Origin of the sequence: Halomonas sp. AOP22-C1-8 (assembly GCF_052378905.1) — a bacterium.
GTDB classification, from domain to species: domain Bacteria; phylum Pseudomonadota; class Gammaproteobacteria; order Pseudomonadales; family Halomonadaceae; genus Vreelandella; species Vreelandella citrativorans.
On the sequence record NZ_JBQSYD010000006.1, the window covers coordinates 47,754 to 59,054 of the forward strand.

At 55.2% G+C, this 11,301-nt stretch carries 12 protein-coding genes; 4 read left to right on the forward strand and 8 right to left on the reverse strand.

Going from position 1 to position 11,301, the window contains the following annotated elements:
* Window positions 1–36 precede the first annotated feature (36 nt).
* The 6 genes from mnhG to ACT3TY_RS04975 are packed head-to-tail and all read right to left on the reverse strand — an operon-like array spanning window position 37 to window position 6,092.
* Window positions 37–444 carry a monovalent cation/H(+) antiporter subunit G gene (mnhG, locus tag ACT3TY_RS04950; RefSeq protein WP_444627507.1) on the reverse strand — a complete coding sequence of 136 codons (408 nt, stop codon included), beginning with the start codon at window positions 442–444 and terminating at the stop codon, window positions 37–39.
* Window positions 441–719: a K+/H+ antiporter subunit F gene (locus ACT3TY_RS04955; RefSeq protein WP_444627509.1), complete on the reverse strand. Its 279-nt coding sequence runs from the start codon at window positions 717–719 to the stop codon at window positions 441–443. Before ACT3TY_RS04955 ends, mnhG begins: the two co-directional genes overlap by 4 nt.
* A 12-nt stretch (window positions 720–731) precedes the next feature.
* Window positions 732–1,229 carry a Na+/H+ antiporter subunit E gene (locus ACT3TY_RS04960; RefSeq protein ID WP_444627510.1) on the reverse strand — a complete coding sequence of 166 codons (498 nt, stop codon included), beginning with the start codon at window positions 1,227–1,229 and terminating at the stop codon, window positions 732–734.
* Window positions 1,226–2,845: a monovalent cation/H+ antiporter subunit D gene (locus tag ACT3TY_RS04965; RefSeq protein WP_444627512.1), complete on the reverse strand. Its 1,620-nt coding sequence runs from the start codon at window positions 2,843–2,845 to the stop codon at window positions 1,226–1,228. Before ACT3TY_RS04965 ends, ACT3TY_RS04960 begins: the two co-directional genes overlap by 4 nt.
* Complete coding sequence (locus ACT3TY_RS04970; RefSeq protein WP_172116917.1) at window positions 2,845–3,186, reverse strand: Na+/H+ antiporter subunit C; 342 nt, start codon at window positions 3,184–3,186, stop codon at window positions 2,845–2,847. The genes ACT3TY_RS04965 and ACT3TY_RS04970 overlap by 1 nt, the downstream gene beginning before the upstream one ends.
* A complete protein-coding gene (locus ACT3TY_RS04975; RefSeq protein WP_444627513.1) occupies window positions 3,186–6,092 on the reverse strand; it encodes a monovalent cation/H+ antiporter subunit A in 2,907 nt (968 codons plus the stop codon). The genes ACT3TY_RS04970 and ACT3TY_RS04975 overlap by 1 nt, the downstream gene beginning before the upstream one ends.
* Before the next feature lie 345 nt (window positions 6,093–6,437).
* On the opposite strand from ACT3TY_RS04975, the gene ribA reads away from it, so the two are divergent.
* From ribA to trhA, 3 genes are all read left to right on the forward strand, one after another.
* Window positions 6,438–7,073 carry a GTP cyclohydrolase II gene (gene ribA, locus ACT3TY_RS04980; RefSeq protein ID WP_087110611.1) on the forward strand — a complete coding sequence of 212 codons (636 nt, stop codon included), beginning with the start codon at window positions 6,438–6,440 and terminating at the stop codon, window positions 7,071–7,073.
* 176 nt (window positions 7,074–7,249) lie between these two features.
* Window positions 7,250–7,513 (forward strand): hypothetical protein, encoded by a 264-nt coding sequence (locus ACT3TY_RS04985; RefSeq protein WP_444627516.1) that lies wholly within the window; start codon window positions 7,250–7,252, stop codon window positions 7,511–7,513.
* A 190-nt stretch (window positions 7,514–7,703) separates the two neighbouring features.
* Complete coding sequence (trhA, locus tag ACT3TY_RS04990; protein ID WP_444627518.1) at window positions 7,704–8,375, forward strand: PAQR family membrane homeostasis protein TrhA; 672 nt, start codon at window positions 7,704–7,706, stop codon at window positions 8,373–8,375.
* A gap of 14 nt (window positions 8,376–8,389) precedes the next feature.
* Here the strand turns inward: trhA and ACT3TY_RS04995 are convergent, their stop codons facing one another.
* Entirely contained in the window at window positions 8,390–9,010 is a 621-nt protein-coding gene (locus tag ACT3TY_RS04995) for a glutathione S-transferase family protein (protein WP_444627519.1), read from the reverse strand.
* Between the two features lie 153 nt (window positions 9,011–9,163).
* On the reverse strand, window positions 9,164–9,931 hold the full coding sequence (gene djlA / locus ACT3TY_RS05000; protein WP_172116922.1) for a co-chaperone DjlA: 768 nt from the start codon (window positions 9,929–9,931) through the stop codon (window positions 9,164–9,166).
* A gap of 663 nt (window positions 9,932–10,594) precedes the next feature.
* Here djlA and cheZ point away from each other — a divergent pair.
* Window positions 10,595–11,278 carry a protein phosphatase CheZ gene (gene cheZ, locus ACT3TY_RS05005; protein ID WP_192527760.1) on the forward strand — a complete coding sequence of 228 codons (684 nt, stop codon included), beginning with the start codon at window positions 10,595–10,597 and terminating at the stop codon, window positions 11,276–11,278.
* Window positions 11,279–11,301 lie beyond the last annotated feature (23 nt).

Sequence of the window (11,301 nt, forward strand, 5' to 3'; positions counted from 1 at the left end):
ACCTATCCGCTACGCAGAGGCTGGCGTGTCACGAAGCTACGGTTCTTCCTTCGCAGAAAAGGGGTAAACCTCGGTCGTTGTCTTGCTCTTGTTCGCGTTCGCGCTAACGGTTGGGCGGCGGTCACGAGCACGCAGGTCACGATAAACAGCGGTGCGCATCAGCAGCATGGCCACCACCGGCGCGGTGAGCATCACAAAGGCAGTGATCAATAGCTCATGAAAGACCAGCCGTGACTGTAGCGCCGAGAAGTAGATCATGGAGGCAATCAGAATGGAGCCGGTGCCTAGCGTAATCGTAATGGCGGGGCCATGAATGCGCTGGAAGAAGTGCGGCAGCCTAACCAAGCCCAATGCACCGATCAGTACAATCGCGCTTCCAAGTAGCAATAACAGGGTAATGGGCAGGCTGGCCCATAGCGGCAGTGACTCCAGCTGTGGGTTCATTCAATTACCTCGCCACGCATCAGAAATTTGGTAAGCGCGATGGTTGATACAAAGCCCGTCAGGGCAATCAGCATCGCGGCCTCAAAATAGATCACGCTGCCAAACCGGATGCCCAGCGCTAGGGAAAACAGCATGGCACACATCCATAGTGTATCGAGTGCCAGTACACGGTCTTGTGCGGTTGGCCCTCGCAGTAAGCGCACCGTACACAGCAGCATGGCTAACAAGACGCTAAGTAGCGTGATATTAATTGCCAGAGAGAGCAGCATAGTCATACAGAACGCCTTTTATTCATGTTCAAAGATCTCGATTAATGGCTGTTCGTAGCGCGTTTTAATCGTGTCGATCCACCACTGTTCATCGTGAAGGTCAAACACATGTAGTGCCAAATCATTGGAGTCTGGCAGCTGTTCTACCCACACGGTGCCGGGAGTTGAATTGATCAGACACGAAAGCAACGCCAAGCCGTACGGGTCTTTAAGATCCAGCGGCACTCGGATGAACTGCGATTGCACGTCCTTGGCATTGAACAAGATGATGCGGCTGACGTTAAAGCAAGATCGTATGATTTCGATCATCGACATCAACAGCAGACGTGCCAACACCTGCGGTTTACGTAGTGGCGCTGGGGCGAGCGGACGCAGTGGCCTGGCGAGCAGCGGTGCGGCAATGGCCAGAACACTGCCCAGTAACACCTGCGCAGGCGCAATGCTTTGATTCAACAGCAGCCACATGATTAACAAGGCGCCCGATAAGGCAGGAGAGGGAAGCCAGCGCAGCGTCATTGGTCCGACTCCCCGAACGTACCGCCCACCGCAGCGGTTAAGCCTAGACGGTTCAAATAGACCTCAGGCTGGTTGAGCGCGTCTGTACTGCGCTCCAGGTACGCCATCGTCGGGCCTGCTTGAACGGTGAGCAGCAGGCAGGCCAGTAGTAGGGTGATGACAGGCATGACTTCGGAGCGCTGCAGATGAGGCGGGACCGGGTTCTGGACGGCCCAGAAGGTCCGGACCCCAAAACGCATTAACGAAATAATACCTGCCAACCCGGAAAGCACTACCAGCGCAATAACGACCCAAGTGACGACTCCCCGCTCAATCAGCATGTCGGTAGGATTCAACAGCCTATGAAAAAGACTGAATTTGGCGATAAACCCTGACAGCGGCGGCAACCCGGTAATAATCAGGGCGCAGCAGGCGAAGGCCAGCCCCAAAAAGGCCAGCGCGCCAGGAATCGCCTTGCCGACGGGTTCCTCCGGCGTATCCTCCACCGCGAAAGCCTCCATGGTTAATGCCAGCATCGCGGCTCCCGGTGTGCGGATACGCTCAATTAACTCTATCAGCAGCAAAAACGCGGCAACTGCCAGTGTCGAGCTGATCAAGTAAAACAGCGCCACATTGATAAGCGCCGGTTGGCCATAACCAACGGCGGCCAGCAGCGTGCCTGATGAGATGACCGCTGCATAGCCTGCCATGCGGCCAGGTTCCTGGCTTGCAAGAATGCCTATGGTGCCGAAAGCAAGTGTCACAAGCCCTCCCCAGAGCAGCAGGTCAAAGCCGAAACCGGCGGCAGGGCCTTCCGAGAACAGCAGTAGCCACAGCCGAATCAGCACGTACACGCCGACTTTGGTCATCAGCACCATCATGGCAGCCACCGGCGGCGAGGCCGCCGAGTACGTCGTGGGTAGCCAGAACCCCAGTGGCCACATGGCACTTTTGGTGAGAAAGGCTAACGCCAGAATAGCCACGCCAATTTTTAACAACATGAGGTCTTCCGGCGATAGCATGCTCAAGCGCATCGCCAGGTCGGTCATGTTAAGCGTGCCGGTCGTCGCGTAAATCAGGGCCACGCCCATCAGGAAGAAAAACGACGCTAACAAATTCACCACAATGTACTGCATGCCTGCTCTTATACGCACGCTGTTATAGCCATGCAGTATCAAGCCATACGAGGCCGCCAACATGACCTCGAAGAACACAAACAGATTGAACAGGTCATTGGTAAGAAAGGCCCCGTTAATGCCCATTAGCAAAAACTGGAATAACGAGTGAAAGTGCACACCAATGCGGCTCCAGCGGTTCATGGCAAAGATCAGAGAGGCGCTCGCCAATATTGACGCAAGCAGCAGCATCACCGCCGTTAGCCGGTCAACCAACAAGACAATGCCAAAGGGGGCTGTCCAGTTAGCAGAGAGGTAGAGACCAATGCCATCGGGCCAGTATTCGTGGTCCGCCAGCAAAAGCAGTGCGACCGAGGTCGCCAGCATCGCCAGCGTGCTGGCCAGGTTAATAAAAAACTTTTTTTGGTGATGACGTTCATTTACCAGGATCAGCCCTGCCCCGAATATCAAGGGCAGCAAAACAGGAGCCAGCATTAAATGGTGCAGCCAGGGAAGACTCATCAATGGGGCTCCTTGCCATCAACGTGGTCGGTGCCGGTAAGCCCGCGAGCACCAATCATCACCACCAGATAAAGGGCTGTGGTGGCAAAGCCGATCACGATAGCCGTTAAGACCAGCGCCTGGGGCATCGGGTCGGCATACAAAGCGGGGTCAATAGTGCCCTCGGCAAGCGTTAAGGGGGGCTGGTTGATGGAGAGACGCCCCATGATGAAGATAAATAGATTAACGGCATACGAAATAAGCAATAAGCCCGTAATGACCTGAAAGGTACGTGGACGCAGCAGCAGCCACACCCCGGAGCCAAACATGATGCCCATTGCCATGGCCATAACAGCTTCCATTAGCGGGTCTCCTGTTGAGGGTTGAGGGGCGCTGGTGCCGTGGTAGCGGGTAAGCGGTGGCTGCGTACGGATTGGTGTGCCAGCGCCACAAGAATGAGTATCGAGGAGCCAACGACCACGCCAAACACACCTAAATCAAATATAAACGCACTCGGCAAGTGCACCTCGCCAAGCACAGGAAGCGTGAAGTGTGCGGTGTGGGTGGTCAGGAAAGGATAACCCAGCAGCCACGCGCCCAAACCCGTTGCGCAGGCCGTCAGTAGGCCAAATGCAATCCAGCGGTGAGGGCGAAGGCGTAGATGCATTTCAACCCACTGAGTGCCTGCCAGCATGTATTGAACAATAATCGCAACCGCAAAGATCAAACCGGCAACGAAACCGCCGCCGGGCAGGTTATGGCCCCGAATAAAGAAGTAGGCCGCGATGACGCCCATCACGGGCAGCAGCAAGCGTAAATAAACGCTGGGGATTTTGAGGTAACCTGTTGTCACTTGCTGGATAGGTGTTTGTCCTGCCGCAGGATCAACGCTGTTGGTCTGCTGAGCGGGAATGGGCAGGCTTTCAGGCGCGGGTCGAAAGCGCCGCAGCAGTGCGTAAACGGTCAAGGCGACAATGGCCAACACCGCAATTTCGCCCAGCGTATCGAAATTACGGAAGTCGACCAGCAGCACATTGACCACGTTACTTCCCCCGCCTTCACTTAAGGCATGGGTAAGGAAAAAGTCAGAAATGCCTCCTTCAGAAGGCGTGCGTAGCAGTGCGGTATAGCTGATCAAGGCCATTGCCAACCCCGCACACACCGCAATAACGATATCGCGTGAGCGACGAAATAGTGCGCGTTTAGTGGCGGTAATGTTCAATTCTCGCGGCGTGATACGCGGGGGAAGCCAGCGTAGTCCCAGCAGGATAAGCACCGTGGTAATGGTTTCCACCATTAGTTGGGTAAGCGCCAGGTCGGGCGCCGATAGCCACAAAAACGACAGGCTGGTAATAATGCCCACACCGCCCACCAGGCTAAGCGCTGCCAAGCGATGGTATTTTGCCTGCCAGGCCGCCGAGACGGCGCAAATCGCCCCCATCAGCCATAGCCCGGCAAAGAGCCAGGAAAATTCCCCATTGGTAGGCAGAGCAAGCAGCGAGATGGGGCGTATCAGCAAAATGGGCGCCGCCAGAAGCATCACCACCATAAGCAAGAGCTGAGGCTGCAAGCGCCGTGTGCTGAGTATTTTTTCCAGCAAAGAGGCGATGGATGAGATCCGCAGCATGGTATTTTCGTAGGCTTGCTTGCCGTTAAAGCGCCCCAGCAACGGCACATGGGTGGCTTGAATTAGCCCATAGCGGACACGTAGCCAAATATAGAACCCCACACCGCCGATTAACGCGACGAAACTCATTGCCAAAGGCAGGTTGAAACCGTGCCAAACGGCGAGGCTGTAGTAGGGCGTTGCCTCGCCTAATACAGAGGTAACGGCGGCGTTCAGGAAGGGGCCGATACTCAGGCCTGGAATAATGCCCACCACCAGGCAGCAAAGCACTAAAAACTCGACAGGAAAGCGCATCCAGCGCGGCGGCTCATGCGGTTGGCGAGGCAAGTCATCAGGCAGTTTGCCGAAAAAGACGTAGGTAAAGCGAAGCGAATACGTAACGCCAAAGACCCCCATCAACACCGCCGCAATGGACATCCCCCAGTTTTGCGCGGAGCCAACGCCTAACGCTTCGGCAAAGAACATCTCCTTGGAAATAAACCCGTTAAGAAACGGGACGCCGGCCATCGCCGCACTGGCGACAATCGCCAGCGTCGACGTATAGGGTAGCGCTTTATAAAGGCCGCGCAGGTGGCGCATATCTCGGGTGCCCGTCTCATGGTCAATAATGCCTGCGGCCATGAAAAGCGAGGCTTTAAACGTGGCATGGTTAACGGTATGGAAAATCGCGGCTACCAGCGCCAAGGGGGTGCCAATGCCCAGCAGTACGGTAATCAACCCCAGGTGGCTGATGGTTGAGTAGGCCAGCAGGCCTTTCAAATCGTGTTGGAAAATAGCGGTGAAGGCACCAATCAACATGGTGCATACGCCAGCCCCCATGATGATCCAGCTCCACTCAGGCGTTCCTGACAGCGATGGCCAAAGCCGCATGAGTAAAAAAAGCCCCGCCTTGACCATGGTGGCGGAGTGCAAAAACGCCGATACCGGTGTCGGCGCTGCCATGGCATGCGGCAACCAGAAGTGAAAAGGGAACTGCGCGCTTTTGGTCAGCGCCCCTAACGCGACCAATAGCAGCATGGGCCGGTAAAGCGCGTGGTTACGGATGAGGTCACCCGATGCCAACACGACATCAAGCGAGTAGCTGCCTACCATATGGCCAAGCATCAAGACACCGACCAGCAGGCAAAGCCCCCCGGTTGCTGTCACGGTGAACGCCATACGTGCGCCGCGGCGGGCGTCGGCGCGATGGTGCCAATAGCCAATCAACAAAAACGAGGTAATGCTGGTTAACTCCCAGAACAGCACCAGCTGTATGAGGTTGCCCGATAGCACCACCCCCAGCATTGAACCCATAAACGCGAGCAGAAACGAAAAAAAGCGAGGTACGGGATCAGCAGGCGACATGTAGTAGCGGGCATAGATAATCACCAGCAAACCGATACCCTGGATCAGCATGGCAAATAACCAGGCCAGGCCATCCATACGCAATACGACGTTTAGGCCGACACTGGGTAGCCAGCCAAATTCACTCCGTACAACCTCCCCGGCGCCTACCTGGGTATAAAGAAAACCGGTAATCAGCAGCCCTAAAAGCGTTACGCCGCCCGCCAGCCACGCCTCCCGGTTGCGGGCATTGGCGGGCATTAATGCGGCCATTATGCTGGCGATAAAAGGCGCTGTGATAAGTATAAGTAGCAGCATAATGTTCCGTCAGATGGTGAAAATTCTGGTGTCTCAGCGGTTATCACGCTGCGGGTAAATGGTCTGACTGTTAATTAAGCGAGCTTGTGAAGCACCCGCGTTGTTGCATTATTGCAACCCTATAGGGTTTTACATCGTAAAACCTGCGTGCATGAGGGCGTTGCATTATCTTAATCCACGCGCGGTAAATGTATATGCTAGAACAGGGTGAACCACGCTCACTCTTCTCTGCTTTAATTTTAGCGAGTAACAGCCGTGAGGCATGGCTCGCTTCCTGATAAACTACCCGCCCACTTTGCCCATACTGTTGTGGTTAACTGGTTTGGTTAATCTGCGAGGTAACCTGTGACCATTCGCTTCATTGCTGCTTCCCGACTGCCCACTCCCTGGGCCACGTTCACCATGCACGGTTTCGAAGACAACGCGACCGGTAAGGATCATATCGCCCTGACGCTGGGCGACCTCACGGGTGACGCGCCGGTACTGGGGCGCGTTCATTCCGAATGCCTGACCGGCGATGCGCTGTTCTCCATGCGTTGCGACTGTGGCTATCAACTGCAGGAAGCGCTTAAGCGTATTGCGGAAGAGGGCCGCGGCGTACTGCTTTACCTGCGCCAGGAAGGCCGCGGCATCGGGCTTCTAAACAAGATTCGCGCCTATCACCTGCAAGACCAAGGGGCGGATACGGTAGAAGCCAACGAACAGCTCGGGTTTGGCGCCGATATGCGCCGTTATGACCTATGCGTGCCAATGCTCAATCATCTAGGCGTTACCGCGCTTAAGCTGATGACCAACAATCCCCGTAAAGTTGATGCGCTGACTCGGGATGGCGTTAATGTGGTCGAACGGCTACCCATCACCACCGGTTTAAATCCGCACAATGAACAGTACCTTGCCACCAAGGCGGGCAAGCTTGGCCATATGATGGCGCTGGGAGATTTTACTCAGGCAAGCGATGTCGATATTGAGCGAAAGGGCTGAAATAACGCTTTATTGCTGCTAAAACCTCGAAAAATTGCTTTTCCTTAAACTTTTTTGCCTAACGTCTGAGCTATGTTGATAAAGGCCGACACTGATACATAGCAGGATGCTAATTATCTGCAAAAGAGTAAGGAGGAGCAACCACGAAAGCACGTTGCTGGCACGGAAAAAACGACGTGCGCTACGATACGGTTCCCGATCCCGAAATAGAGCATCCCCGTGATGCGATTACCAACGTAAGCAGTTGTGCGATCTGCGGCTCCTACCTTCATCTTTACGATCACTTTATGCCCGGCATGATGACCGCCGTGGATATCTGCTGGGCTCAAGCTTTCACCAAGCGGCACGCCTACCGGCGGGTATCACGCCGGATTGCAGCCACCGCAGGATTTGAAGCGCCCCGTGGAATAGAAAACGCGCTGCCCTATCCTCCCATTTAACCTATTTATTTAACTGCCTATTCACGGCGCTCATCAACATCCAAACAAAACCCAAGCGCTGTATCTTCCGTGTTTGGGTTTTGTCATATTTCAGCGCTATGGTGATGACTCTATTGTCCAGAACTCTATTATCCAGGTTAGCCGCGTCGTTCGCTGCTACTCATGACCGTTAACACTCGGTGGAGGGGATATGAGCCACACAGCCAGCGTCAAGTCTGAAGAGTTCAGCGAGTTAGAAGAGCGCTTACATAGCATCAGCCATGGGGTGGGCGCATTGTTAAGCGTCGTTGGGGCAGTGGTGCTGCTGGTGATGGCGAGTATTGCCGCTCAGGTAGACCCATGGAAACTGACAAGCCTTGGCTTGTACGGCATGACGCTGGTATTGCTATATACCGCCTCTACGCTTTATCACGGTATCCCGCATCGGCTTTGGAAGCAGCGCTTTCAACTGTTGGACCACTGCGCGATTTACTTGCTGATTGCAGGCACCTATACGCCTTTCTTACTGGTGAATATGCGCGGCCCAACGGGCTGGACACTGTTTGCCGCCGTGTGGTCGCTGGCGCTGATAGGCATTACCTGCAAGCTGCTGTGGCCGCAGCGGCTGTCGATTTTTCGCGTGGTTATTTATTTGCTGATGGGGTGGATGATCCTGCTGGCATCAGAAGAAATGGCGGCGAAGCTCTCGGTAACCGGCATCGCCTTACTGGCCGCGGGCGGCATTACGTATACGGTGGGCGTCATCTTCTATGCCGTGCGTGCGATTCCCTACAATCACGCTATTTGGCACCTCTTTGTGGTGGGAGGAAGCATCTGCCACTACTTTGCAGTAGTGGCAACGGTACTGCCTCATACGGTGTAAAACGCGGTGCTGGCTTACTGAGCGGCGGCTTGCTCGCGCTCACCGGCTTTTGCCAAGCCCGGACGCTGCGTATGGCGTTTGTGGTAGATCAAGAACGGCTCGGGGAGGCGATGCTTCATGCCGATGGCCCAGGAAAGCGTATGGGTGAGAAACAGGTCGGCCAAGGTGAAATCGCCTCCAAGCAGCGTTTCCTGGCCCTGAAAGCGGCGTTCAAGAGCGCCCAATGCGCGCTGAAACTCCCACTCTGCGGTAGGAATCACGGCCGGTACGCGTTTGTCTTCAGGTAGCGCAAAGGTGTGCTTGGCTTGGGTCCAGAGCGGCTGTTCGACTTCGGTCACAATAAAGCTTAACCACTGGTCGACCTGGGCACGCTCGGCGGCGTTAGTCGGCAGTAGTTTGCCGTTACCGTAGTGCTCGGCCAGGTAGCGGCAAATGGCCGACGATTCAAACAGGGTAAGTTCGCCATCCTCCAGCACCGGTACTTTGCCATCCGGATGACGTGCCAGATACGCCGAGGTTTGGCCTCCCCCTTTCTCCAACGCAACATGCTGGCACTGGTATTCAAGGCCCAGCTCTTCAAGCGTCCAGGCGGCACGTAGCGAGCGCGAGCGGGGGTAGGTGTATAGCGTGATCATGGCGCGCTCCTGACAAGGTGCCAGCCGAGGCTGGCGAAAAGAAGACGCTTTCAATTTAGCGGCCTGGTGTCAGGATGTCGATATTGGCAGGATGATGGACGCGGCCTTTGCGGGGCAGCGTGCTCTTGGACTGACCTTCATCTTATAAGCAGCTTACGCTTGGTTATCGCGCGCCTTGCGAATGCGTTCGTAGGCATTGCCGATTTCACTGGTGCGCGCCTGAGCCACTTCACGCATGCTTTCAGGCAAGCCTTTACCGGCCAGCTTATCCGGATGGTTTTGGCTCATTAAGCGACGGTAGGCTTTCTTGATCTCGGCATCGCTTGCCTCTTCACTCACACCCAGCACGCGGTAGGCGTCCTTAAGTGCCTCTTCACTGGCTCCTTGGGAGTTGGCGGCTGCGCCATGCAGCATGGCTTCAATCTGCTGTACCTCTGCTTCACTACAGCCAATGCCCCGCGCTACCCGCACGATCATTTCATGCTCTTCAGGATGCAAGACACCGTCAGCGGCGATAGCCGATAGCTGAACCTGTAAAAACACTTGGCGCATAACCGGTTGATGGCGGGTTAGACGCCCGACGTTGGCAAGCTCAGCGTCCAGATCAAAGTTATCCGCACGGCCTCGCTCAAAGGCAGCGCGTGCCTTGGCCCGCTGCGCCCCCTGCAAATGCATCTGGTCAAACAGCTTTTCGGCAACGCTAAGCTCGCCTTCGGTCACTTTGCCATCGGCCTGGCAAAGGCAGCCCATAACGGAAAAAATCGACTCTAAAAAGCCTTCCTGAAGGCGCATGCGCGCCTCTCTTAACCGCTTGGCGAGGCGTCGTGCTAGCCACCAGCCCAGTACACCGCCAATTAATAGGCCAGTGGCGCCGCCGATGGCATAACCCACCAGGGCAAAAAATATAATCAGTAGTAACATGGCTCTCTCTAAGCGTCAGAAGTCGTGGGTTTGCAGCTGAGGGCGGGCATTCTCAGCTATTGTCGCTTGACCAAACGGTGTTTTTCGCTGAACGTAAGGCGGTAAAAGAAAGCGTGCTAACTTTTGTTGCCAGGCTTTCTGCCCTTTTGTTTGGAGAAGCGCAATGCCCTCGTTCCACCCGGGTGCCCCAAAAAAACTCTACGGTACACGATCTCAGGGTTTTTGAGTATCACAACCCGGCAGGCGGCCAACGCCCGTGCCCGTTCACTGTTTTAAGCTCAACCAGCCCGATGGGTTCGATTGCCCCGGCTGCACATGGGGCGACCCTGATATAGAACTCCTGGTTTGAGTTCTGCGAGAACGGGGTAAAAGCCGCTTGAGATGCTGCATAACGGCAGCCATGGGATCACCTCGCACTACGTCTTCCCAAGCTGGGTGGCGCGTGCTGGCGCTGCGTGAGTGATCCCATCCGTTGAATAGATCTAAATGCGTCAGGCAAGGGCTTTCAAATAAAGCAAACGCTCAAGTTTTAGGAGGGTACGCCGAAGATAGTTAACGGGCTTTAACGCTTGTCTGTCTGAAAACCATAGCGGATACGTATATTGATGGTGACCAGATCATCAACAGCGACATTCAACAAGTTTTTTCCACAAGAGGATTGTCATGAGCACTGTTAACAACGCCCACGACACGACCATGCCGTCGGTGCTGGGTAAAAAAGACAGTAATGATGAGATGGTGCATCGTATAGGCCACTTGACCCGCCTGCTGCGGGATAGCATGAAGGAGCTGGGCCTGGATCAGCAGATCAGCCAGGCAGCGCAGGCAATACCCGATGCCAATGACCGGCTTAACTATGTGGCCTCAATGACGGAACAGGCGGCTGAGCGGGCACTGAATGCCGTTGAACGTGCGCAACCCGTGCAAGACAAGCTTGAGGAGGAGGGCGCCGCGCTTAATACGCGCTGGCAGGCAGCGGCGGCTCTAGCCGTTGTAGAAAGCGACCCATCGCTTATCAAGGACACGCAGCTCTATTTGAGTGATTCGCTTCCGACCGCCACGGGGTCCACGCAGAAAGAGCTGCTTGAAATCATGATGGCTCAGGACTTCCAGGATCTAACCGGCCAGGTGATCAAGAAGATGATGGAGGTCATCCAGCTAATTGAAGAGCAGCTTGTTCAAGTGTTGGTCGACAATGTTCCTAACGTCACCGATGGGGTGAACATTGATGATAATCGCGATGAGCATGCCAAACTGCGCAATGGCCCGCAGGTAAGCGAAGGCAAAGTGGATGCCGTGTCAGGGCAGGACCAGGTGGATGATTTGCTGGATGAACTCGGTTTTTAAACCAGCATCTCTTTCCCGGTGGC

Excerpts from the sequence above, each read along its gene's own strand:
- ACT3TY_RS04965 (WP_444627512.1), bottom strand. The coding sequence starts at position 2,845 with ATGAGTCTTCCCTGGCTGCACCATTTAATGCTGGCTCCTGTTTTGCTG.
- mnhG (WP_444627507.1), bottom strand. The coding sequence starts at position 444 with ATGAACCCACAGCTGGAGTCACTGCCGCTATGGGCCAGCCTGCCCATT.
- trhA (WP_444627518.1), top strand. The coding sequence starts at position 7,704 with ATGAGCCACACAGCCAGCGTCAAGTCTGAAGAGTTCAGCGAGTTAGAA.
- cheZ (WP_192527760.1), top strand. The coding sequence starts at position 10,595 with ATGAGCACTGTTAACAACGCCCACGACACGACCATGCCGTCGGTGCTG.
- djlA (WP_172116922.1), bottom strand. The coding sequence starts at position 9,931 with ATGTTACTACTGATTATATTTTTTGCCCTGGTGGGTTATGCCATCGGC.
- ACT3TY_RS04955 (WP_444627509.1), bottom strand. The coding sequence starts at position 719 with ATGACTATGCTGCTCTCTCTGGCAATTAATATCACGCTACTTAGCGTC.
- ACT3TY_RS04995 (WP_444627519.1), bottom strand. The coding sequence starts at position 9,010 with ATGATCACGCTATACACCTACCCCCGCTCGCGCTCGCTACGTGCCGCC.
- ACT3TY_RS04975 (WP_444627513.1), bottom strand. The coding sequence starts at position 6,092 with ATGCTGCTACTTATACTTATCACAGCGCCTTTTATCGCCAGCATAATG.
- ACT3TY_RS04970 (WP_172116917.1), bottom strand. The coding sequence starts at position 3,186 with ATGGAAGCTGTTATGGCCATGGCAATGGGCATCATGTTTGGCTCCGGG.
- ACT3TY_RS04960 (WP_444627510.1), bottom strand. The coding sequence starts at position 1,229 with ATGACGCTGCGCTGGCTTCCCTCTCCTGCCTTATCGGGCGCCTTGTTA.